Here is a 21,424-nt window from a genome sequence, read left to right as displayed (position 1 = left end):
TTTACCGATTCGATGCGCCGTTGCAACGGCGTGTCGAATCGCCCGCCACCCTTGTCCTGCAAGGCTTTGCGCCCCGCCGTAAACGTCCGTTACCGGTCTCGCAGACCGGTTTCACCTGTGTCGGCGCCGGGTGCCTAGACTCCAAACCGTAGTCACATGACGCACGACACGTGCAGGGAGTCGCGAAATGAGCAAGAAACTTATCCTCGGTGCAGTTCTCGGTGTAGCGGCGCTGGCAGCTTCGGGCGTCGCATCGGCCCACGTCGACCTGTCGGTCGGGATCGGTGTGCCAGGCGTCTATGCGGCGCCCGAGCCGGTCTACGTCGCGCCGCCGCCGCCGGTGATGTACGCGCCGGTGGGCTATCGCGACGACGACTGGCGTGCGCGTCAATGGCGTGAACACGAGTGGCGTCGCCGTGAATGGCGCGAGCGCGCCTGGCATGACGGCGACGGCTGGCGCGGCCGCTGGAACTGAACCGGGCGGCCGGCTCACGAGACGACTGATCACGACGACAAGAGGAGAGTGATCGCATGATCCCCATTCGACACATCAGGTTATGCGCGGCGGCCGCCGTCGTTGCGCTCGCAACGATCGGCAGCGCGCACGCGGCAGGCTGCATGAAGGGCGCGGTGGTGGGCGGCGTTGCCGGCCACTACGCGGGACATCACGCCGTGGCCGGTGCGGTCGGCGGCTGTATCGTCGGCCACCACATGGCGAAGAAGCACGAGCAGGAGATGGCGGCGCAGCGCAAGGCCGCCGCGCAGGGCGTGCAGCCGGCGCAGTAAGACACGCGGATCCGCCGTAACCGGATCGATGAAATGAAAAAAGGGCGGCTCGTCGCCGCCCTTCGTTTCAGCGTCCCGCGCGCGCCAGCGGCGCGACGGCTGCACCCGGCTCGAACAACGCATCGGCTTGCCTGACGCGCACGAACCGCGCGGCCTCTCCGCCGTCCACCAGCGCACGGAAATGCGCCTCGCCGCACGCGAGCTTCGCGCGCTCGTGCTCGCTCGTCACGTCGCCGTCGGCATTCGGCGTATCGACGACGAAATACAGCCGCTCGCCGCCGTCCTGCTCCGCGAGCACCGCCCAGTCCGGGTGATAGCTGCCGAGCGGCGTCGGCACGCGGAACCACGCGGGCAGCTTCGCGTACAGCTTCACGCCGTCGTGCGCTTCGAGCGCATCGGCGAATGCACGCTCCGCGTCGGTCTCGCACACGACGGCCTCGTGGATCGACTTCCGCGCATCGGGCCGCAGGTTGCGCAGGTAGCCGGTCAGCGCCTCGCTCTCGAACGACTCGAGCGCATGTACGTGGCGCTCGCCAAGCTTGCGGTACGCGATGCCCGCAACCAGCGCGAGCCGCTTGCAGCGGTTGATCGCATCGGCGGCCAGCGCGATGAACTGCTGCGGATTCACGCGGAAGTCGTCGAGCCGGCCGCTGTCGGCCAGAATCGTCGCGAGAGAGCGGCGCGTGAGCTGCGTGCGGTCCTGCAGTTCGGTGAGCAGGTCGGGAAGCGGCAACTCGCCTTCGTCGATCAGCACCGTGCCGGCGCCCGCCACCTCGATCGCCTCGATGCCGGCCTTGCCGATATCGATCTCGGCCTTGCGCCACTGCAGCCGTGCGCGCGCGATGTCCGGCGCGTCGCGCAGCGCGGCCGTGCAATCGCGCACGAGCTTCGCGTTGTCGAACTCGACGCTGTACACGGTGCGATGGCGGATGCGGTCCCACAATGCCCGGAAGTCGTCGCCGAACACGACGGCCTTGCCCGATGCATCGCGCCGCAACGCGATCGCGCGACGCTCGTCCGCATTGCGCACCGCGAAGCGGCCCGACAGCTTGCGCAGCGTCGCGACGATCGGCGCACGCAGCGACTCGAACGCGTCGGGCAGCACGAGCGCGCTCTGGCGCAGCGCATCCTTCAGCCGGTCGAGCACCTTGCCTTGCGCGTCGACGTAGCCCTGCTCATGCAGATGCGTCCACAGCGCGCGCGACAGCTCGATGCCGAGCGCGTGCGCGGGCCCGTCGCCTTCCTGCACCGGCAGTGCCGCGAACTGGTGTTCCTCGACGATCCCGAAACGGATGCCCGTATCGGCCTCGATTTCCTTCTGCAGGTTCTCCGCGAACGACTCGTAGCGCTCGGTCGCGATCACGGTGAGCGTGTTCACGCCCGGGTCGCGCACGCGTTCGCCGTCCTGGTCGACCGCGAGGCGCAGCCCGCGGCCGAGCGTCTGGCGCCGCTCGCGTTCGGTCTGGATGTCGCGCAGCGTGCAGATCTGGAACACGTTCGGGTTGTCCCAGCCTTCCTTCAGCGCCGAGTGCGAGAAGATGAACTTCAGCGGCGTGTCGAACGACAGCAGCGCTTCCTTCTCGCGCATGATGAGGCCGTATGCGCGCTCCGCGTTCTCGCGGGCCGCGGCGCTGCTTTCGCTCGTGTCGGTCCAGCCGCCCTTGCGGTCGATCGAGAAGTAGCCGTTGTGCGCGCGCTCGACTTCGAGCGCGACGTCGACGCCGTCGAACAGCGCACGGTAGGCCGGCACGCGCGCCGCGCGCGCATATTCCTCTTCGAAGATCAGCGCGTAGTCGCCCTTCACCGGCATCCCGTTCTCGTCGTAGCGGCGATACCGCTCGACCGAATCGACGAAGAACAGCGACAGCACCTTCACACCACGCTCGGCCAGACGCAATTCCTTGTCGAGGTGCTCGCGGATCGTGCGGCGGATCATCTCGCGCTGCACGGCGAGCGTGTCGATGTCGCCGAACGCCTCGCCGAGCGACAGGAACGCCTCGCCTTCCGGATGGCGCAGCTCGATGTATTCGGCGCCCTTCACCGCATGCACCTCGCCGATCCGCAGCCCCGCGTACAGCGCGCGCTTGGTCAGGCGTTCGAGATCGTCGCCGTCGGTGGCCGACACGATCTGGCGCTTCACGCCGGCAGCGGTCGCGACGTCGAGCTCGATGCGCGCGCTGATCGCGCCGCGCCGGTTCGACACGCTGACGAGCCGCACGTACGGCTTGTTGTGCGCGTCCTCGACGATCGCCGACGCGATCTCGATCTGCTTGACCAGCTTGCGCTCATACGCGTCGACCGCGTCGAGCCGGTACACCATGTGGTGGCGGTCGACGTGCGTCGCCGAATAACGCAGCGTGCAGAGCGGCGCCATCGCGGCGAGCGCTTCGCGCCCGCGCCCCTCGAGCCCGCCGTCGACGCTTTGCGGCTCGTCGACGATCACGATCGGCCTCGTCGCGCGGATCAGGTCGATCGGCTTCTCGCCGCCGGTCTTCTCGCTGTCCTTGTAGAGGTTGTTGATCTCTTTCTTGTTGATCGCGGCGACCGTCATCACCATGATCTGGATCGCCGCGCTCGCCGCGAAGTGGCGCACCTGGCCGAGCTTCGCGGAGTCGTACAGGAAGTAGTCGTACGGCACGCCCGCGTACAGCGCGCGGAAATGGTCCTCGGTGATCGAAAGCGTCTTGTGCACGCCTTCCTTGATCGCGATCGACGGCACGACGATCACGAACTTCGTGAAGCCGTAGCGGCGGTTCAGCTCGAAGATCGTGCGCAGATACACGTAGGTCTTGCCGGTGCCGGTTTCCATCTCGACGGTGAAGTCGCGTGAGCCGGGCAAGCCGGACGGCGGCAGCCCGCCGCGCAGCTGCACGTCGGCGAGGTTGCGCGCGAGCGCGTCGTCGGTCAGCGACAGCCGGTTGCCGACGCCTTGCTCCGACACCGCGAAGCCGAGCGAGCCTTGAGCCGCGGCCGTGGTGCCGGGCGCGGCGTTCGCGAGCACGCTGAAGTCGCCGCGATACGATTCCTGGCCGCGAAACAGGTCGCAGACGGCGTCGATCGCCTCGCGCTGGTAGTCGAGATCCGCTTCGAAATGCAGCCGCATCACAGGCTCCGCACGCGCTTCACGCCATGCTGTTCGAGCAGCGCGGCGAGATTGAGCTTCGCGACGTCGTCGACGAAGCCGCTGTCGCGGAACAGGCACGTGACATCGCGCGTCGCGCCGGTCGCGTCGAGCAGTTCGACGATGCCGTCGGCGAGCGGGCCCGCGTCGTCGCGCGAAATGCGCGCATCGAAGCACGCGACGATCGAGCGGCCGATCAGGTGCACGGTCTTGCCTGCGATCGGGTGATGCTCGACCGGCGTGCACAGGTCGAGGCCGAGCTTCAGCGTCAGCTCGGCGAGCAGGTCGTCCTCGCTGCGGCCGGTCTTCACGTGCTCGACGGACGCGAAGAGCGCATGGTCGAAATCGTCGCGGCGCGGATCCCACTCGATCACGTTGGTCGTGTCGAGCCGGTACACGCGAAAGCCCAGGTCGCCATAGCTTTCCGGATAGTCGCGCGCCACTTGCTGGGCCGCGCGGCGCAGGCGCTCCTTCGTGATTTCGGCGAGCGTCTGCGGCTTCTTCAGCTTCGCGCAGAAATCGGCGGCCGCCAGCTGCGTCTTGTCGCGGCGGTCGAGCGCCTCGGGCAGTTGCACGAGGATGTAGCGGCGCGCGCCGCCGTCGGTCGCGTTCACCTGCATCACCGCGTGGCCGGTCGAGCCGGAGCCGGCGAAGCAGTCGAGCACGATGTCGTCGCCGCGCGTGCACCAGCCGATCACGGCCGCCGCGAAATCGACCGGCTTCGGCTGGTCGAACGGGATGCCGAGCGTCTTCAGCAGCGCGTCGTCGGAACCGGCGAACGGCAGCACCGACGGCACGTTCTCGTACATGTTCTCGTCGAGGTAGTAGATCCGCTGCGGCTGCGTGGTTTCATCCGGACCGAATTCGATCTGGCCGCGCTCGATCAGCGCCTGCATCGTCGCGGGCGGGTTGCGCCAGCCGCGCGCCGGCATCGCGCACGGCTTGCCGGTGACGGGGTGGATCAGCGGCGTGAAATACTCTTCCGGCGCCTTCTTCTTGTTCGGCCATGCCATCGACACGAGGCGGTACACGCGCCCGTCGGCCGACAGCCGGTCGTACATCACCTCGCCGCCCGACAGGTTGGTCTGCGCCTTCATCCATGCGCGGTAGGCCTTTTGCGCATCCTTCACGTTGCCGCTGCGGTACATCGCGTCGTGCGCGGCATCCAGCATGCGCTGCGCGTTGCGCTTCGGGCGCTTCAGCGGCGCCTGCTCGAGCAGCGTCTCGGCGTTGCGCGCGAACAGCACCAGCGATTCGTGCTGGTACGCGACACCGCGCGCATCGCCCTTCGGGTTGCGCTTGTCCCACACGGCGACGCCGAGCTCGTTCTCCTCGCCGAAGATCTCGCGCAGCATCAGCACGAGCGCATGCACTTCATGCTCGTCGATGTGCACGGCGATCAGCCCTTCGTCGGACAGCAGCGCGTGCGCGAGCTTCAGGCGCGGATACATCATGTTCAGCCAGTCGGTGTGGAACCGGCCGTTCGCCTCGGTGTTGGTGCTGCGCTTCACGCCGCCTTCGGTCTGGCCCGTCATCGCCAGGTAGTGGCGGATGCTGTCGCTGAAGTCGTCCGGATAGACGAAATCGCTGCCGGTGTTGTACGGCGGGTCGATGTAGACGAGCTTCACCTTGCCCGCGTAGCTCTTGTGCAGCAGCTTCATCACGTCGAGGTTGTCGCCCTCGATCACGAGATGGCGCGTGTCGTCCCACGCGACGCTGTCGCCGGGACACGGACGCAGCGTGCCCGTCGACGGCGTGAGCGCGGCCTGGCGCGCGCTGCGCTTGCCGTGCCAGTGGAAGCCGTAGCGCTCGTCGGCGTCGCCGACGGTGCGCTCGCCGACCAGCGCCTTCAGCACGTCGACGTCGACCGACGCGCCGTTCGGGCCTTCGGTCACGAGTTCGGGGAACAGCGCCTTCAGGCGCGCGACGTTGTCGGCGGTGAAATCCGTCGACATCGCCTGCGGGCTCGCCGCATCGAGTTTCTGCATCGTTTTTTCCATCGGAGCCCGGCCGTGTGCGCCAGGACGTCGGGCGCACTCACGGCACCGGCGGCAATGGCCACCCGGGCAAACCCGAAACGCTAGCGAGTCGGTCGGCGCAGGTCAAGCACCGATGTGAGGCGATCGTGCGGGCATCGGCCGCGATCGCCCGTCCGACGGGCCGCAAGCGGCTTCGGGCCGGGTTGTCGCGGCGCCGCGCACATGGGGCTTCCGGGATACCCCGCACCGGCCGACAACGACGAAAAAAGGGCACGTTCAGCGCAGTGCGCCGGCGTGCCCGTATGGAGAATCCCGAACGAAGGTAAGGCCGGGGCGCGCCCCGGCCGCGGGGTCAGAAACGCGTGCGGATGCCCGAGGTCAGTTCGAGCTGGTTCTTCGCGCCGAACGTCGACGACACCGTGTAGCCGCCATGCAGCTTCATGTAGTCGCCGGCCAGGTACAGCTCGGTGCGCTTGCTCAGGTGATAGAACACCGACCCGTAGATCGTCTCCTTGAAGCCGTTGCCGACGCCGTTCGTCAGGCTGAACGCACCGAGGTTCGCGTTCGGCACGAAGCCGTCCGAGTTGTACGCGGCGTTCTTGACGCGCATCTGCTGGTAGCCGAGTTCGTAATCGAGCGGGCCCTTCGGCGCGATCTTCATCGACACGGTCCACGAATCGTCGTGCCGCTGGCCGAGCGAGCCTTGGTCGCCGTTGTAGCGGAAGTAGCCGGCATTCAGGCGCACGATGCTGAACGCGTAGTTGCCGCCGACGGAGAACGTCTGGTTCGTGAAGCCGTCGTGATTCACGTGGTTGTAGAAGCCCGACACGGTGAACGGCCCGCCGTTGTAGCCGAGCGCGACCTGGTACGCGGAGCCGGTCGCGAACGCGGTCGAGTTGCTGAACTGGTAGCCGGCGCTCGCGAAGATGCCGTTGCTGAACAGCTTCTTCCACGCGAGGCCGTTGTTGTAGCGCGTGCCGGTCGGGCCGGCCGCGTAGAAGATCATCTGCTTGAAGTTGTTCGAGTTGGTCCAGCCGCCTTCCTCGGTCGTGAGCTTCGCGGAACCGTACGCGTCGCCGTAGATCGCCGATGCGTCGCGCGCGATCGTGTTCTGGAAGCCGGCCGTCAGCTTGCCGAAGCGCTCGTCCTCGACGCCGACCCACGCGTCGCGGTCGAAGATCTGGCCTTCGTCTTCCATCTGGCCGTTCGCGACCACGAATTCGCTTTCGAGGCGGAAGATGATCTTCGTGCCGCCGCCGATGTCTTCGGCGCCTCGCAGGCCCCAGCGGCTGCCGCTGAACCACGGTTCACCTTCGTTGCCCATGCCGATCACGTGATTGCCGTTCGCGTCGGCGTGGGTACGATAGGTCGGAAAGCTCAGGTCCATCAGGCCATAGAGCTGCACGCTCGACTGCGCGTGCGCCTGGGTGCCGGCGCACAGGCCTGCCGCCGCGATGGAAAGGGCAAGGGTTTTTCGTTTCAAGATCGTCTCCTCCGAGCTGCCGCATTGAAATCTGTTTGTCGGCAGTACGTAATGTATGCCGGATGTTGCCGGCCACAGCGAGGGGGCCGGCGTGTAGCATCGTAGAGGGTGCAATCCTTCACGCCGCTTTCCCGGAGGAAAGAATCGGATCGGTGAAAACACCGAACGCGCAATGATCGCGAATCGGGCAGGCAGGCAGGCGAGCGCGAGCCTGGCCGGCAGCCTGCGGGCTGCCGACACGTTACGGGCTACGAATCGAACCTGGAGGCAGGGCGTCAGTCCTGCGCGTTCTTCTCGCGCAGGATGTAGCCGAGCCCGCGCAGCGTGATGATCTCGGCCGTGCAGCCCGCAAGATGCTTGCGCAGCCGGTGGATGTAGATGTCGATCGCATCCGCGCTCGGTTCGTCGTCGAGCGCGAACACGCTGTCCATCAGCCGCACCTTCGACACCGTCTTGTTCTGCTGCAGCATCAGCGTTTCGAGAATCGCATGCTCGCGGCGACGCAGCGCGAGCACCGTGCCCCCACAACGGAATTCGCGCGTGCCGAACGCGTAGACGAGATCGCCGCACACGAGCTGCGTCGTGCCGACGCCCGCCTGCCGGCGAATCAGCGCGCGAATCCGCGCGACCAGCTCGCGCGACTCGAACGGCTTGACCACGTAGTCGTCGGCGCCCGCGCCGAAGCAGTCGACCTTGTCGTCGACCGAGCCGTGCGCGGTCAGCATCAGCACCGGCACGTTGTCGTTGCGGCGCCGCAATCGCGCGAGCACTTCCTTGCCGCTGATGCCCGGCAGCCGCATGTCGAGCAGCACCGCGTCGTAGCGTTCGGTCTTCAATACCGTGTCCGCGCGTTCGCCGTCGCCGACGCAGTCGACCGCGAAGTCCTCGCCGCGCAGCAGGTTCACGATCCAGTGCGCGAGTTCGGCGTTGTCTTCAACCAGCAGGAGTTTCATGGCAACTTCTCTTCAGGCGTATGCGGGCAGCCGCACGGTCACGACGATACCGCGATTGCCGGGCCCCGGCGCGAGCGACGCGCTGCCGCCATGCGCCTGCGCGATCTCGCGGACGATCGCGAGGCCCAGGCCCGAGCCTTCGGTGTCGGCCGACACGCGGTAAAACCGCTTGAACACGTGCGGTCGCGCCTCGGCCGGAATGCCGGGGCCGTTGTCGACCACGTCGAGCACGACGGCGTCGCCGTCTCGCCGCGCGGCGACCGTCACGCAGCCGCCCGGCTGCGTATAGCGCACCGCGTTGTCGACGAGGTTCATCACCAGCGCGGTCAGCAGGCTGTCGCTGCCCGCGACGTCGAGCCGTTCGCCGAGATCGGCGCCGAGATCGATGTCGCGCTGCTGCGCGAGCACGATCGTTTCCTCCAGCACGCTCGACACGACGGCGGCGAGATCGACGCGATGCGTGAGCAGCGTCGACGGCGTCGCTTCCGCGTGCGCGAGCAGCAGCAGCTTGTCGGTCACGTCGGCCATCTTGCGGCTGCTGCGCTGCATGCTGTCGAGCACCGACGCGAGTTCCGCATCATTGTGCTCGCGCTGCTGCGCGTACTGGATCTGCGTGTCGAGCACGGCGATCGGCGTCCGCAGCTGGTGCGCAGCGTCGGCGATGAAGCGGCGCTGCGTGGCCGTGTGCGTATTGAGCCGCGCGATGCACTGGTTGATCGCGTCGACGATCGGCCGCAGCTCGTGCTGCAGCCGCTCCGGGCGAATCGGCTCCAGTTCCATCGGCCCGCGGTCGGCGACGTCGTCCTTCAGCTTCATCAGCGGGCGCAGCTCGAGCGTGAGGCCCAGATAGACGAGCACGACCGCGAGCACCAGCATCAGCGACAGGCGCACGAGCTGCGGCCGCCAGATCGTCGCGATCATCGCGTCGTACGAGCGCGTTGTCTTCGCGACGACCACCGTGACCGTCTCGATCTTGCCCTCGTTGTACAGCTGGCGGTCGTAGACCACCGCGCGCAGCGGCACGCCGTCGAGCGCCGTGTCGTACAGCGTCGGCTCGATGCCGTGCCGTTCGGGCAGGGCGAGTGCCGGATTGCCGGCGAGCAGGCGCTCGCTGCTGTCGACCACCTTGTAGTAGACCGAATCGGCCGACGGCGACTCGAAGATCTCCAGCGCGGCGGGCGGCACGTCGGCCGCCAGATAGCCGTCGCGCCATTCGACGTCCTCGCCGATCGTGCGCGCGGACGCGACGAGCGCGCTGTCCTGCACGAGCCCGGCCGTGGTCCGCGCGGTGTCGTACGACATCGCGCCCGCGATCAGCACGAACACCGCGAGCGGCAACAGCAGCCACCACAAGAGCCGTCCGCGCAGGCTGTGCGCCATTCCTTCTCCTCAATGCCGAACCGCGCCGGGGCAACCGGCGCGGTTCGGGCGTGTCATCGGATGCGTGCGCTGCTCAGAACGCGGCGGGGCGCCACTTGAGCAAGCGCTTCTCGAGCCAGGTCAGCAGGTAGTCGGCGGCCAGCGCGACCACGGCCAGCACGATCATCGCCGCGAACACGCCGCTCGCGTTGAACGCGCCCTGGGCGGTGGAGATTAGCAGGCCGATGCCCTGCTTGGAACCCAGGAATTCGCCGACGACCGCACCGACCAGCGCGAAGCCGAAGCTCACGTGCAGGCTTGCCAGAATCCACGAGAGCGCGGACGGGATCACGACCGACGTGGTGATCTGCCGGCGCGACGCGCCGAGGATCTGCGCGTTCGCGATCAGGTAGCGGTCGGCTTCGCGCACGCCCTGGAACGCGTTGCCGAACACGACGAAGAACACCATCACGACGGCCAGCGCGATCTTCGACGCCATCCCGAGGCCGAGCGCGATCACGAAGATCGAGCCGAGCACGACGCGCGGAATCGAGTTCGCGATCTGGATGTAGAGGCCGAACACGTCGGCCATCAGCTTGTTGCGGCCGAGCACGATCCCGCAGATCACGCCGGCGACCGAGCCGATCACGAAGCCGATGCCGGTTTCCTCGAGCGTGACCCATACCTGCGTGAGCAGCGGGCCCTGCGACGTGCCGTTCGCGAACCAGTCCTGGAGCTGCGCGAAGATCAGCGTCGGCTGCGAGAAGAAGAACGGATCGATCCACTTGAGCCGCGCGGCGAGTTCCCAGCCGCCCAGCACGAGCACGAGCACGGCGATCCGCAGGCCGATGATCAGTTGCCGGCGGCGACGTAGCCGGGTTTGAGCGGCGCGCGACTCGTCCTCGAGCGACGGTGCCGGAATGGCGGTGGGGGGAAGCGTCATGTCGGTCATGCTCCTGTCCTTGCTGCTGTCAGCCGATCTGCACTTCTTCGCGCAGGTCGTGCCAGATGTCCTTGGAAATTTCGATGAAGCGCGTGTCGTAGCGAATCTCCGACGTGACGCGCGGGCGCGGCAGGTCGATTTCATACACGCGCTTGAGCGTCGCGGGGCGCGCGGTCAGCACGAACACGCGGTCGGCGAGCGCGATCGCCTCCTCGAGGTCGTGCGTGACGAACACGACCGAGCCCTTGTTCGCGGACCACAACTGTAGAAGTTCGTCCTGCATCAGCGTGCGGGTCTGCATGTCGAGCGCGGAGAACGGCTCGTCCATCAGCAGGATTTCCGGCTGGTTGATGAAGGTCTGCGCGAGCGCGACGCGCTTGCGCATCCCGCCGGAGAGCTGATGCGGATAGTGTTTCGTAAACTTGTCGAGGCCGACCTTGCGGATCCATTCCTCGGCCTGCGCGTACGCGACGTCCTTCGAGCGCCCGCGAAACAGCGGGCCCGCCGCGACGTTGTCGATCACGTTGCGCCACGGGAATACGGCGTCGGCCTGGAACACGAAGCCGATGCGCGGGTCGATCCCGTCGACCGGGCGGCCCATCACGCGCACCTCGCCCGACGCCGGCTTGAGCAGGCCGGTGATCAGGTTCAGCGTCGTCGACTTGCCGCAGCCGGTCGGCCCGACGATCGCGATGAACTCGCCGCGTGCGACGCTCATGCTGAAGTCGCGCAACGCGACGGTGGCCTTGCCTTCCGGCGAAATGAAGCGGCACGACACATTGCGAAACTCGATCGCCGGTGTGCTTGGGGAAACTGCCTGATTCATCGCATTCGTCCTGCGGGTGAGGAAGGCGCCGCATCGTGGCGGCGCCGGGCCGGTCAGCCGGGCCGGAACGGGGAACGCGCGACGGCGGGATCGCCGCCGCCGGCGCTTGTACCTATATCGATTACTTCGCGTTCACGAAATCGTTGGTGTAGGTGCGCGCCAGGTCGATGTGCTTGCCCTTCACCGACGGGTTGAACGCCGAGAGCACCTTCAGCACGGTCGCCGGGCCGTCGGCCGGCATCTTCGCGTCGGCCGTGTACATCGGCAGCGACGCCTTCAGCGCGGACACGTACAGCGCCTTGTCCTTCTGGTAGTCGGCCGGCATCTTTGCGGCGATCTCCTCCGCGCTGTGCGTGTGGATGAACTGCATCGTCTTCGCGAATGCGTGCGCGAGCTTGGTGGCCTCCGCCTTGTGCGAATCGGCCCACGCCGACTGCACGTACAGGCTCGCGGCCGGATAGGTGCCGCCGAGCGCGGCGCGCGTGCCGTCGACGGTGCGCATGTCGACCAGCACCTTCGCGTCGCCCATCTTCTCGAGCGCGGACACCGTCGGCTCGGTCGTCATCCCGGCGTCGATGCGGCCCTGCTTGATCGCGGCGATGAAGCTCGCGTCGGCGCCGACCGGCAGCATCGTGTACTGCGTCGACGTCACGCCGTGCGCGAGCGCGAGGTATTGCGTGAGGAAGCTCGTCGACGAGCCGAGGCCGGTCACGCCGAGCGTCTTGCCTTTCGCGTCGGCCATCGACTTGAAGGTGGGGGCGGCCTTGGTCGACACCATCTCGACCTCGCCCGGCACCTGGCCGAACACGGCGATCGCCTTCACTTCCTTGCCTTTGCTCTGCAGGTCGATCGTGTGGTCGTAGAAGCCGACGACGCCTTGCACGGCGCCCGCCAGCAGCTCGTTCTCGGCATCGACGCCGGCCGGCTGCGACAGCAGTTCGACGTCGAGCCCTTCGGCCTTGAAGTTGCCGAGCTCCTGCGTGAGCCGCGCGGGCAGGTAGATCAGCTTCGCGATCCCGCCGACCATGATCGTGATCTTGCCGCCGTCGTCGGCGAAGGCGGGATGAGCGGCGAGCGCGCAGCTCAGGCTGGCTGCAAGGGCGAGGGTGCGCAGGATGGGTCGCATCGGGGTCGTCTCCTTCGTTGTATTCGTATGGCGCGATGCTTGCTGCATCGTCACGACGAGTATAGGGAGGCGAAACCTTCCGCAACCTTTCGTGGATTGGCGATTCCTTTAGGGGTTTTCCAGCAACGAAGGGCCGGAACGGGCGGGAAACGGGGGCGGGACGCGCTCAGCGCCAGCCGAGCAACACCCGCCCCATCGCATCGAGCCCCATGTCGAACAGGTGCGACACGAACGGCACGAGGTTCGGGATCATCAGTTGCACGAGCAACAGCCCGACCAGCATCGTGACCGGAAAGCCGATCTGGAAGATGCCGATCTGAGGTGCCGCGCGGTTCAGGATCCCGAGCGCGAGGTTCGCGATCAGGAGCGCCGCGACCACTGGCAGCGCGAGCAGCAGCCCCATCTCGAACACGGTCGCGCCGAATGCGGCGACCGTGCGCCAGCCGGGCGCGTGCAGCAGGTCGGCCGACACCGGCAGCGACTGGAACGACGCGGCCAGCGCCGCGAACACCTGCAGGTGGCCGTCCACGGCAAGGAACGCGAGCATCGCGATCGCGTTCAGGAAACGGCCCATCGCCGGCGTCGCGCCGTTCGAATGCGGGTCGAAGAAGGTCGCGAAACCGAGTCCCATCGACAGGCCGATGAAGTCGCCGGCCGCCTCGACGGCCGCGAACACGATCTGCATCGTGAAGCCCATCGCCACGCCGATCAGGAACTGCGTGACGACGATCCAGATGCCCTGCGCGGAGAACATGGTGACGGCCGGCATCGCGCCGAGGGTCGGCGCGACGACCAGCGCCATGAACGCGGCGAGGCCGATCTTCACGCGCACGGGCACCGCCGCGTGGCCGACCATGGGCGCCGTCGCGACGAGCGCGAGCATCCGCACGAACGGCCACAGGAAAGCCGTCAGCCAGCCGTTGAGCTGCGCGTAGGTGACCGAGAACATCGCGGGGTAAAGGAGCCGGGCGCGCGGCTCAGCCGGCGCCGAGCGTCGCGACGTGCAGCAGCGTCTGCCGCAGGTAGTCGAGCATCGTCGTCAGCATCCACGGGCCGGCGATCACGAGCGTCGCGGCCACTGCGAGCAGCTTCGGGATGAACGACAGCGTCGATTCGTTGATCTGCGTCGCGGCCTGGAACAGGCTCACGACGAGGCCGACCGCGAGCGCGACCAGCAGCAGCGGGGCAGCCAGCAGCAGGCCGACCATCATCGCCTGGTGCGCCAGCGTCATCACTTGTTCGGGCGTCATCGCGTGCTTCCTCCGCTTACGTGAAGCTCTGCGCGAGCGAGCCGATCAGGAGCTGCCAGCCGTCGACGAGCACGAACAGCATCAGCTTGAACGGCAGCGACACGGTGGACGGCGACACCATCATCATCCCCATCGACATCAGCACGCTCGCGACGACCATGTCGATGATCAGGAACGGGATGAAGATCGTGAAGCCGATCTGGAAACCGGTCTTCAGCTCGCTCGTGACGAACGCGGGGACCAGCAGCGACAGCGGCACGTCTTCCGGGCCCTGCATCGGCGCGGCCTTCGAAATCTTCGCGAACAGCGCGAGATCGGTCTCGCGGGTCTGCTTAAGCATGAAGCTCTTGAACGGCGCGACGCCGCGCTGCACGGCCTGCTCCATCGGCATCGCGCCGTCGGAGAACGGCTTGTAGCCGTCGGCGTACGCGCGGTCGAGCACCGGCGACATCACGAAGAAGGTGAGGAACATCGCGAGGCCGACCAGAACCTGGTTCGGCGGCGTCGTCGCGGTGCCGAGCGCCTGGCGCAGCAGCGACAGCACGATGATGATGCGCGTGAAGCTCGTCATCATCAGCAGCATCGCCGGCAGGAACGACAGCATCGTGAGCAGCAGCATCGTCTGCACGCTCAGCGAATAGGTGGTGCCGCCGTTCGGGCCCGGGCTCGTGTTGAACGCGGGCAGGCCGGCCGCCTGCGCGCACGCGAGCGCGGGAGCGAGGCCGAGGATCAGCACGGGCGCGAAGCGCGCCGCGTGACGCAGGAATTCGTGTTTCATCGAGATGCGAATACGGAGAGAGGGCGCGACGCCATGTCAGCGGTCCTTGCCGCGCCCGAAGCGCTTCGCGGCTTCGCCCGCGAGCGCGTCGCGAAACCGCGCGCCGAACGTGCCGCTCTGGCCGCGTTCGTCCGATACGGCCTGGGCGGAGGCGTCGGCCGAAGCCGGCGCCGTCGTTACCGCCGCCGAGCCGGCCGGCAGCGTATGCAGCAGCCGCACGTTGCCCGGTGCGACGCCGAGCACGAGCCAGGTATCGCCGATCTCGACGATCGTCGCGCTTTCCTTCGCGCCGAGCCCGACGCTCGACACGACCTTCAGCGGGCCGCCGCGCCGCGCGGGCTGGAACCCGAAGCGGCGCGCGAGCCACGCGCAGCCGAACACGAGGCCGATCACGACCGCGAGCCCGACGAGCGTCTGCAGCACCGCGCCGACGCCGAGCGACGGCACGGCCGAGCCGACTGTCACGCTCGACGCGATGGCGCCGGCGTTGTTCACCGCGTTCATGTCGGCGGCGCCGGCCGGCGCGCAGACGAACGACGCGACGATGACCAGCGCCGCCAGGCTCGGCCAACGATGCATGCCGCGGCCGGACTTCATGACGGTCACCGATTCAGCTTCCGGATGCGTTCGGCCGGCGTGATGATGTCGGTCAGCCGGATGCCGAACTTGTCGTTGACGACCACGACCTCGCCCTGCGCGATCAGGCAGCCGTTCACGAGCACGTCCATCGGCTCGCCGGCGAGGCCGTCGAGTTCGACGACCGAACCCTGCGCGAGCTGCAGCAGGTTGCGGATCGCGATCTTCGTGCGGCCGAGTTCCACGGTCATCTTGACCGGGATGTCGAGAATCATCTCGATGTCGTTGTGCGTCGAACTGGCCGCGGCCTTCGACAGCGGCTGGAACACGCCGGCGCCGGTCGCGCCCGCCTGCACCGGCTGCTGGTTCTGTTCGGCAAGCGCGGCGGCCCAGTCGTCCAGGCCCGAATCGTCTTCCGCCGCGGCGGGCGCCGCCTGCACGGCTGCGGCCGATTCGGCGAGTGCCGCGTCGGCAAGCGCCTGCGCGTCGAGTTCGGGCGTCGGGTTCAGCTCACTCATATCCACCTTCCTTCATCGTGTCGCCCGCGCTGATCATCTTCTGCACGCGCAACGCATATTGACCATTGAAAATGCCGTAGCCGCATTCCATCACCGGCACGCCATCGACCTTCGCGGTGATCGTGTCCTCGATCTCCAGCGGCAGCACGTCGCCCGCACGCAGGTTCAGGATCTTCTCGAAGGTCGACGGGATCTCGGCGAGATCCGCGCTCAGCTCGACCTCGGCCGACTGCACCTGCTGCGACAGCACGCGCACCCAGCGGCGGTCGACCTCGAGCGCCTCGCCCTGGATCGGCGACGCGAGCACGTCGCGGATCGGCTCGACCATCGAGTACGGCATGCAGATGTGCAGCGTGCCGCCCGTCGGCCCGAACTCGATCGAGAACTGCGTGACGATCACGATCTCGTTCGGCGTCGCGACGTTCGCGAACTGCGTATGCATCTCCGAGCGCACGAATTCGAACTGCAGCGGCCGCACGCTCTTCCACGCGGTCGTGTAGTGCTCGAACACCAGGTTCAGCAGCTTGCCGATGATCCGTTGCTCGGTGGCCGTGAAGTCGCGGCCCTCGACGCGCGTGTGAAAGCGCCCGTCGCCGCCGAACAGGTTGTCGACGACGAAGAACACGAGGTTCGGGTCGAACACGAACAGCGACGTGCCGCGCAGCGGCTTCACGTGCACCAGGTTCAGGTTCGTCGGGATCGGCAGGTTGCGGGTGAACTCGCTGTACTTCTGCACCTTCACCTGGCTCACGGAGATTTCCGCCGTGCGCCGCATGAAGTTGAAGATGCCGATCCGCAAGAGGCGCGCGAAGCGGTCGTTGATGATCTCGAGGCCGGGCATCCGGCCGCGGACGATCCGCTCCTGCGTCGCGATGTTGTAGGGGCGGACGCCCGACGTGTCGCGCTGCTCGTCGACTGCATCGGTTTCGCCCGTGACGCCCTTGAGGAGGGCGTCGACCTCCTCCTGGGACATGAACTCCTGGTGGCCCATGCGCGCTCCTTGTCCGGCCGCGTTATTGGACGACGAATTCGGTGAACAGCACGTCGTCGACCTTCGCGCGCTGGTTGCCCGGCTGCGTCGGCTGTTCGATCAGCTCCCGCAGTTCCGTCGCGAGCGAACGCTTGCCGTCCGGCGTCGCGAGCTCCTCGGGATGCTTGTTCGACAGCGCGAGCAGGATCCGGCTGCGGATCTCCGGCATGCGCGCGGTCAGCTGCTCCTGCGCCTTCGGGTCGGTGAGCTTCAGCGACAGGCCGACGCGCAGGTAGTGCTGCATGCCGTCGTCCGACTGCAGGTTCACGGTCAGCGGGTCGAGCGGGAAGAACACCGGCGCGGCAAGCGGCGCCGGTTCGGCGGGCGCGCTCGCATGGCCGACGCCTGCCTTGCTCAGGAACACGTACATGCCGCCCGCGGCGGCGGCGGCCGCGCCCAGCGCGATGACGGCGATGAGCGCGATGCGCTTGAACTTGCCGGACGAAGCCGGCTTGTCGGCGGTCGGGTTTGCGGTCGTGGAGGCCATGTGAATGCGTGCGTGATGTCTCGTAGCATGCATTGTTCGGCATCCGGGCCGGGCCCGATGGGCGGAAAAGAGGGGGGAATTGCGGCTATCTCAGCCGATTGTCGGCCGGGTGTCGGCTCGATGCAGGGTAGGAACGGCGGGGCGAGGCGCGGCCGGCGGGCGCCGGGGCAGCGAGGCGGAGCGGGCTGACAGCGGCGCCCGCCCGCGTGGCGTCAGATCGGCAACAGCGACAGGAGCGGCGCGATCAGCACCATCGCCACGCCCGCGATCATCATGGTGAGGCTCGACACGACGCCTTCCTCGCTGCCGATCTCGCGCGCCTTCGCGGTGCCCACGCCGTGGGCGGCCGCGCCGAACAGCGCGCCGCGCGCGAGCCGCGTGCGCATCGGCACCAGCGCGAGCACGATTTCGCCGAGCAGCATCCCGCAGATGCCGGTCGCGATCACGAAGAGGGCGGTGAGGTCCTTCGGTGCATGGATCTTGTCGGATACGGCGAGCGCGAACGGGGTCGATACCGAGCGCGTCATCAGCGAGCGCTGCAGCTCGGGCGACAGGTGCAGCAGCTTCGCGAGCAGCAGCGACCCGCAGACGCCCGCGCCAATCCCGACCGCGACGCCGACCGACAGCGACAGCCAGTGGCGGCGGATCAGGTCGCGGTACTCGTAGATCGGCACCGCGAACGCGATCGTTGCCGGGCCGAGCAGCCACATCAGCCAGCGCGTGTCGCGGAAGTAGACCGAGTACGGGATGCCGGTCAGCAGGACCAGCAGCACCAGCACGCCGGGCACGAACACGAGCGGCGAGAACAGCAGCGTCTTCCTGTACGCGTAGAGCCGCTTCGACACAAAATACAGGACGACCGTCAGCACGAAGCAGCCGACGGAGATCGCGGTATTCACCTGGTCGGCGGACAGGTTCGACAGCAGCGCAGGCATCGCAGGCTCCGGCTCAGTGGGCGGTCACGGCGGCGAGGCGCGCGCGGCGGCGCTCGGCGAACACGCGCTGCGCGGCAAGCCGGCGCTCGAGCTTCGCGGCGAGGTCGACCGCCACCGCCACCGCGACCATCACGAATGCGGTGCCGGCGAGCATGACCAGCGCGATGCGCCAGCCGTCCTCGCGGAACAGACCGCCGTACTGGACGGCCGCGACGGCGGCCGGCACGAAGAACAGCAGCATGTCGGACAGCAGCCAGTTCGCGCCGTCCTTGACCCACGCGGGCGCGACGCGGCCCGAGAACAGCAGCGCGAGCAGCACCGCGAGGCCGATCACGCCGGACGGCACCGGCAGCCCGACCGCGCGCACGGCCCAGTCGACGGCCATCCACAGCACGCCAAGCGCGGCGGCCTGGAGCACGATCCGGCCCGTACGCGCAACGTTGCCCGAAGCAGCGGGGCGGGCGGCGGCGGTGGCGAGCGGCTTGTTCATGGCGGGCTCCATACAGGAATGTCGTCGATGGTGTGAGTATAGGGTTTCCCCTAACCATAAATAAAATGACTTGTCTCTATCCTTGTCATTCCAATTCGGAATTCAGTTGTGTCCGCTGCACCAACCTGGGGAGTAATCGATGGAATTGCGCGCGCTGCGGTACTTCGTCGAGGTGGTCCGTCAGCAGAGTTTCACGGCGGCCGCCGATCGGCTGTTCGTCACGCAGCCGACGATCAGCAAGATGGTGAAGGCGCTCGAGGACGAGATCGGATCGCCGCTGCTGCTGCGCGATGGCCGGCAGATGGTGCTGACCGACGCGGGGCGGATCGTGTTCCAGCGCGGCCAGGATGTGCTCGCCGCGCAGGCGCAGCTGCAGTCGGAGCTGAAGGATCTCGGCACGCTCGGGCGCGGCGAACTGACGATCGGCATTCCGCCGCTCGGCGGGTCGCTGTTCACGCCGATCATCGCCGCGTACAAGCAGCGTTATCCGAACATCGAGCTGAAGCTGTTCGAGCAGGGCGCGCGGATGATCGAGGCCGCGCTGATGTCGGGCGAGCTCGAGCTCGGCGGGCTGCTGGAGCCGGTCGATCCCGCCACGTTCGAGCGGCTGCCGATGGTGCGCGCGCCGCTATGGCTCGTCGCGCCGCGCGAGTCGCGCTGGGAGGACCACACGGCCGTGCCGCTCGCCGATCTCGCGCGCGAGTCGTTCGTGTTCTACGCGGAGAGCCTCGCGCTGCACGATGCGGTGCTCGACGCGTGCCGGCTGGCCGGCTTCACGCCGTCGATCGTGAGCCGCAGCGGGCACTGGGATTTCATGGCGGCCCTCGTGCACGCGGGCGTCGGCATCGCGCTGTTGCCGGAGCCGTACTGCCGGCGGCTCGACGCGCGGCAGTTCACGTGCCGGCCGATCGTCGAGCCGGAAATCACGTGGGCGATCGCGCTCGGCTGGCTGAAGAAGGGTTATCTGTCGCACGCGGCGCGTGCATGGCTCGAGGTCGCGCGGGCGACGCTGCCGATCGCGTCGGGCGACGATCTGGCCTTCGGCGGATTGCTGGCGCGGGAGTGAGACCCGCGACGGCGGCCGCCGCGACGGAAGGGGAACGGGGGGAGGGGCCGGTGCGGCCCCCTAGCGCGTTCAGTGCCCCATCGCCGGCCCCGCGCCCTTTTTCGGCTTCGTGATCCACACGAGCGCCGCGAGCGCGATGAACACCCCCGCCGACAGGTGGAAGAAGTCGTTGGTCGCCATCATGAAGCCCTGCTGCGTGACGAGCTGGTTGAGCTGCGCGTTGGCCGTCTGCCCGACGATCCCGAGCTGCGCGAGCGCGCCCTGGTAGTCGGTCGTGTTTTGCGCGTAGATGCTCACCGATTCCGACAGCCGCGCGTGATGGTAGATCGCGTCGTTCTCCCAGAACGTCGAACTGGCCGCGGTGCCGATCGCGCCGGACAGCGTGCGCAGGAAGTTCGACAGCCCCGACGCGCTCGCGAGCCGCTCGTCGGGGATGCTCGACAGCGTGATGGTCGTCATCGGCACGAAGAAGCATGCGACGCCGATCCCCTGCACGAGCCGCGGCAGGATCACGTGGTTGAACGGCACGTCGAGCGTGAACGTCGAGTTCCAGACCGACACGCCGGCGAACACGATGAACGCGAAGCTCGCGACCATCCGGAGGTCGAGCCGGTGCATGTTGCGCCCGATCAGCGGCGACAACACGAGCGCGAGCAGCCCGACCGGCGCGGTCGCGAGGCCGGCCTTGCCGGCCGTGTAGCCCATCACCGTCTGCAGCCACAGCGGGAAGATCACGACCGAGCCGAAGAACGCCATGAAGCCGAACGAGATGATCATCGCGCCGAGCGCGAAGTTGCGGTCCTTGAACAGCGACAGATCGACCACCGGTTCCTTCTCGGTCGCCTCCCACACGAGCATGAACGCCAGCGATACGACCGCGATCAGCGCGAGCGAGACGATGAAGGTCGAGTTGAACCAGTCACGGTCCTTGCCGAGGTCGAGCATCATCTGCAGGCACGACACGCCGATCACGAGCAGCGCGAGGCCGACCGCGTCGATCCGCTGCTTCGTCGTCTTCGTCTCGCGGCCGCGCAGCAGGAAGTACGCGCAGGCCGCCGAAAAGATCCCGATCGGCAGGTTGATGTAGAAGATCCACGGCCATGTGTAGTTGTCGCTGATCCAGCCGCCCAGCAACGGGCCGAAGATTGGCGCGACGATCACCGTCATCGCCCATAGCCCGAGCGCGAGCCCGCGCTTCGCGGGCGGATAGCTGCGCATCAGGATCGTCTGCGACAGCGGCACCATCGGCCCCGACACGAGGCCCTGCAGCAGCCGGAACGCGATCAGCGTCTCGAAATTCTCCGCGAGGCCGCACAGCGCCGACGCGATCGTAAACGCGAGCACCGACAGCGTGAACAGGCGCACTTCGCCGACCCGCCGCGCGAGCCAGCCGGTCAGCGGCACCGCGATCGCGGACGCGACCGAATACGACGAGATCACCCACGTGCCTTCGCTCGTCGCGACGCCGAGGCTGCCCGAGATGGTCGGCACCGCGACGTTCGCGATCGACGTGTCGAGCACTTCCATGAAGGTGCCGAGCGCGAGCCCGACGGTGAGGAGCGCGAGCGCGCCGCCGGTCAGCGGCGCAGGTTCGGCGGCACGGGGCGCGGCGGATGCCGTGGTGGCGGACATCGGAATCTCCTAGACGCGGCGCGCGCGACGCGCCGGCACAGCGCACGGGCGCACGATACCGCGCGGCCCGGCTGGTTGGAACGGGT

The 21,424-nt window shown here is 67.7% G+C and carries 21 protein-coding genes; 3 read left to right on the top strand and 18 right to left on the bottom strand.

Going from position 1 to position 21,424, the window contains the following annotated elements; genetic code table 11:
- The first annotated feature begins 187 nt into the window (after nt 1–187).
- A complete protein-coding gene (locus tag WS75_RS27890) occupies nt 188–475 on the top strand; it encodes a hypothetical protein (protein ID WP_059685398.1) in 288 nt (95 codons plus the stop codon).
- A 56-nt stretch (nt 476–531) separates the two neighbouring features.
- Complete coding sequence (locus WS75_RS27885) at nt 532–786, top strand: hypothetical protein (protein ID WP_059685396.1); 255 nt, start codon at nt 532–534, stop codon at nt 784–786.
- A 67-nt stretch (nt 787–853) separates the two neighbouring features.
- Here WS75_RS27885 and WS75_RS27880 read toward each other — a convergent pair whose 3' ends face one another.
- The 17 genes from WS75_RS27880 to WS75_RS27800 form a co-directional block, all read right to left on the bottom strand.
- Nucleotides 854–3,889, bottom strand: coding sequence for a type III restriction-modification system endonuclease (locus tag WS75_RS27880; RefSeq protein WP_059685394.1), 3,036 nt, complete (start codon nt 3,887–3,889; stop codon nt 854–856).
- Nucleotides 3,889–5,907 (bottom strand): site-specific DNA-methyltransferase, encoded by a 2,019-nt coding sequence (locus WS75_RS27875; protein ID WP_059685393.1) that lies wholly within the window; start codon nt 5,905–5,907, stop codon nt 3,889–3,891. The genes WS75_RS27880 and WS75_RS27875 overlap by 1 nt, the downstream gene beginning before the upstream one ends.
- Nucleotides 5,908–6,238: 331 nt before the next feature.
- Nucleotides 6,239–7,369: a porin gene (locus WS75_RS27870; RefSeq protein WP_059685391.1), complete on the bottom strand. Its 1,131-nt coding sequence runs from the start codon at nt 7,367–7,369 to the stop codon at nt 6,239–6,241.
- A gap of 275 nt (nt 7,370–7,644) precedes the next feature.
- The gene (locus WS75_RS27865) at nt 7,645–8,322 is read right to left on the bottom strand and encodes a response regulator (protein WP_059685389.1); all 678 of its coding nucleotides are present in this window, start codon (nt 8,320–8,322) and stop codon (nt 7,645–7,647) included.
- A 12-nt stretch (nt 8,323–8,334) separates the two neighbouring features.
- Nucleotides 8,335–9,702 (bottom strand): sensor histidine kinase, encoded by a 1,368-nt coding sequence (locus WS75_RS27860; protein ID WP_059685387.1) that lies wholly within the window; start codon nt 9,700–9,702, stop codon nt 8,335–8,337.
- A gap of 73 nt (nt 9,703–9,775) precedes the next feature.
- Nucleotides 9,776–10,633 carry an ABC transporter permease gene (locus tag WS75_RS27855; RefSeq protein ID WP_156429907.1) on the bottom strand — a complete coding sequence of 286 codons (858 nt, stop codon included), beginning with the start codon at nt 10,631–10,633 and terminating at the stop codon, nt 9,776–9,778.
- Nucleotides 10,634–10,652: 19 nt separating this feature from the next.
- Complete coding sequence (locus WS75_RS27850; RefSeq protein WP_027788757.1) at nt 10,653–11,450, bottom strand: ABC transporter ATP-binding protein; 798 nt, start codon at nt 11,448–11,450, stop codon at nt 10,653–10,655.
- A 121-nt stretch (nt 11,451–11,571) separates the two neighbouring features.
- Nucleotides 11,572–12,576: an ABC transporter substrate-binding protein gene (locus WS75_RS27845; protein ID WP_059685422.1), complete on the bottom strand. Its 1,005-nt coding sequence runs from the start codon at nt 12,574–12,576 to the stop codon at nt 11,572–11,574.
- Between the two features lie 166 nt (nt 12,577–12,742).
- On the bottom strand, nt 12,743–13,525 hold the full coding sequence (gene fliR / locus WS75_RS27840; protein ID WP_059685385.1) for a flagellar biosynthetic protein FliR: 783 nt from the start codon (nt 13,523–13,525) through the stop codon (nt 12,743–12,745).
- A 28-nt stretch (nt 13,526–13,553) separates the two neighbouring features.
- Nucleotides 13,554–13,826: a flagellar biosynthesis protein FliQ gene (gene fliQ / locus WS75_RS27835; protein WP_006750427.1), complete on the bottom strand. Its 273-nt coding sequence runs from the start codon at nt 13,824–13,826 to the stop codon at nt 13,554–13,556.
- A gap of 16 nt (nt 13,827–13,842) precedes the next feature.
- A complete protein-coding gene (gene fliP, locus WS75_RS27830; RefSeq protein ID WP_059465943.1) occupies nt 13,843–14,604 on the bottom strand; it encodes a flagellar type III secretion system pore protein FliP in 762 nt (253 codons plus the stop codon).
- Between the two features lie 36 nt (nt 14,605–14,640).
- Nucleotides 14,641–15,201, bottom strand: a complete 561-nt coding sequence (gene fliO / locus WS75_RS27825) for a flagellar biosynthetic protein FliO (RefSeq protein ID WP_373558519.1) — start codon at nt 15,199–15,201, stop codon at nt 14,641–14,643.
- Nucleotides 15,202–15,206: 5 nt separating this feature from the next.
- Nucleotides 15,207–15,698 (bottom strand): flagellar motor switch protein FliN, encoded by a 492-nt coding sequence (gene fliN / locus WS75_RS27820; RefSeq protein ID WP_059685379.1) that lies wholly within the window; start codon nt 15,696–15,698, stop codon nt 15,207–15,209.
- On the bottom strand, nt 15,691–16,689 hold the full coding sequence (gene fliM / locus WS75_RS27815) for a flagellar motor switch protein FliM (RefSeq protein ID WP_059685376.1): 999 nt from the start codon (nt 16,687–16,689) through the stop codon (nt 15,691–15,693). Before fliM ends, fliN begins: the two co-directional genes overlap by 8 nt.
- Before the next feature lie 22 nt (nt 16,690–16,711).
- Nucleotides 16,712–17,248 (bottom strand): flagellar basal body-associated protein FliL, encoded by a 537-nt coding sequence (gene fliL / locus WS75_RS27810; RefSeq protein WP_059685374.1) that lies wholly within the window; start codon nt 17,246–17,248, stop codon nt 16,712–16,714.
- A gap of 179 nt (nt 17,249–17,427) precedes the next feature.
- Nucleotides 17,428–18,150 carry an LrgB family protein gene (locus WS75_RS27805; RefSeq protein ID WP_059531328.1) on the bottom strand — a complete coding sequence of 241 codons (723 nt, stop codon included), beginning with the start codon at nt 18,148–18,150 and terminating at the stop codon, nt 17,428–17,430.
- A 13-nt stretch (nt 18,151–18,163) separates the two neighbouring features.
- A complete protein-coding gene (locus WS75_RS27800) occupies nt 18,164–18,640 on the bottom strand; it encodes a CidA/LrgA family protein (RefSeq protein ID WP_059685372.1) in 477 nt (158 codons plus the stop codon).
- Nucleotides 18,641–18,779: 139 nt separating this feature from the next.
- Between WS75_RS27800 and WS75_RS27795 the strand changes: the two genes are divergently transcribed.
- On the top strand, nt 18,780–19,706 hold the full coding sequence (locus WS75_RS27795) for a LysR family transcriptional regulator (protein ID WP_059685370.1): 927 nt from the start codon (nt 18,780–18,782) through the stop codon (nt 19,704–19,706).
- 69 nt (nt 19,707–19,775) lie between these two features.
- Here the strand turns inward: WS75_RS27795 and WS75_RS27790 are convergent, their stop codons facing one another.
- Nucleotides 19,776–21,338, bottom strand: a complete 1,563-nt coding sequence (locus WS75_RS27790) for a DHA2 family efflux MFS transporter permease subunit (RefSeq protein WP_059685368.1) — start codon at nt 21,336–21,338, stop codon at nt 19,776–19,778.
- Between the last annotated feature and the right edge of the window lie 86 nt (nt 21,339–21,424).

The organism is Burkholderia sp. FL-7-2-10-S1-D7 (assembly GCF_001524185.1).
GTDB lineage: Bacteria > Pseudomonadota > Gammaproteobacteria > Burkholderiales > Burkholderiaceae > Burkholderia > Burkholderia diffusa.
The sequence above is the reverse complement of the archived record's forward strand: the minus strand, read 5'-3'. Positions and strand labels throughout refer to the sequence as shown.

Bases quoted from the DNA above. Each gene is read 5' to 3' on its own strand.
- WS75_RS27805 (WP_059531328.1), bottom strand. From the start codon at position 18,150: ATGCCTGCGCTGCTGTCGAACCTGTCCGCCGACCAGGTGAATACCGCG.
- WS75_RS27850 (WP_027788757.1), bottom strand. From the start codon at position 11,450: ATGAATCAGGCAGTTTCCCCAAGCACACCGGCGATCGAGTTTCGCAAT.
- WS75_RS27885 (WP_059685396.1), top strand. From the start codon at position 532: ATGATCCCCATTCGACACATCAGGTTATGCGCGGCGGCCGCCGTCGTT.
- WS75_RS27790 (WP_059685368.1), bottom strand. From the start codon at position 21,338: ATGTCCGCCACCACGGCATCCGCCGCGCCCCGTGCCGCCGAACCTGCG.
- fliM (WP_059685376.1), bottom strand. From the start codon at position 16,689: ATGGGCCACCAGGAGTTCATGTCCCAGGAGGAGGTCGACGCCCTCCTC.
- WS75_RS27890 (WP_059685398.1), top strand. From the start codon at position 188: ATGAGCAAGAAACTTATCCTCGGTGCAGTTCTCGGTGTAGCGGCGCTG.
- WS75_RS27845 (WP_059685422.1), bottom strand. From the start codon at position 12,576: ATGCGACCCATCCTGCGCACCCTCGCCCTTGCAGCCAGCCTGAGCTGC.
- fliO (WP_373558519.1), bottom strand. From the start codon at position 15,201: ATGAAGTCCGGCCGCGGCATGCATCGTTGGCCGAGCCTGGCGGCGCTG.
- fliP (WP_059465943.1), bottom strand. From the start codon at position 14,604: ATGAAACACGAATTCCTGCGTCACGCGGCGCGCTTCGCGCCCGTGCTG.
- WS75_RS27795 (WP_059685370.1), top strand. From the start codon at position 18,780: ATGGAATTGCGCGCGCTGCGGTACTTCGTCGAGGTGGTCCGTCAGCAG.
- WS75_RS27855 (WP_156429907.1), bottom strand. From the start codon at position 10,633: ATGACCGACATGACGCTTCCCCCCACCGCCATTCCGGCACCGTCGCTC.
- fliQ (WP_006750427.1), bottom strand. From the start codon at position 13,826: ATGACGCCCGAACAAGTGATGACGCTGGCGCACCAGGCGATGATGGTC.
- WS75_RS27875 (WP_059685393.1), bottom strand. From the start codon at position 5,907: ATGGAAAAAACGATGCAGAAACTCGATGCGGCGAGCCCGCAGGCGATG.
- fliR (WP_059685385.1), bottom strand. From the start codon at position 13,525: ATGTTCTCGGTCACCTACGCGCAGCTCAACGGCTGGCTGACGGCTTTC.
- WS75_RS27880 (WP_059685394.1), bottom strand. From the start codon at position 3,889: ATGCGGCTGCATTTCGAAGCGGATCTCGACTACCAGCGCGAGGCGATC.
- fliN (WP_059685379.1), bottom strand. From the start codon at position 15,698: ATGAGTGAGCTGAACCCGACGCCCGAACTCGACGCGCAGGCGCTTGCC.
- WS75_RS27860 (WP_059685387.1), bottom strand. From the start codon at position 9,702: ATGGCGCACAGCCTGCGCGGACGGCTCTTGTGGTGGCTGCTGTTGCCG.
- WS75_RS27800 (WP_059685372.1), bottom strand. From the start codon at position 18,640: ATGAACAAGCCGCTCGCCACCGCCGCCGCCCGCCCCGCTGCTTCGGGC.
- fliL (WP_059685374.1), bottom strand. From the start codon at position 17,248: ATGCATGCTACGAGACATCACGCACGCATTCACATGGCCTCCACGACC.
- WS75_RS27865 (WP_059685389.1), bottom strand. From the start codon at position 8,322: ATGAAACTCCTGCTGGTTGAAGACAACGCCGAACTCGCGCACTGGATC.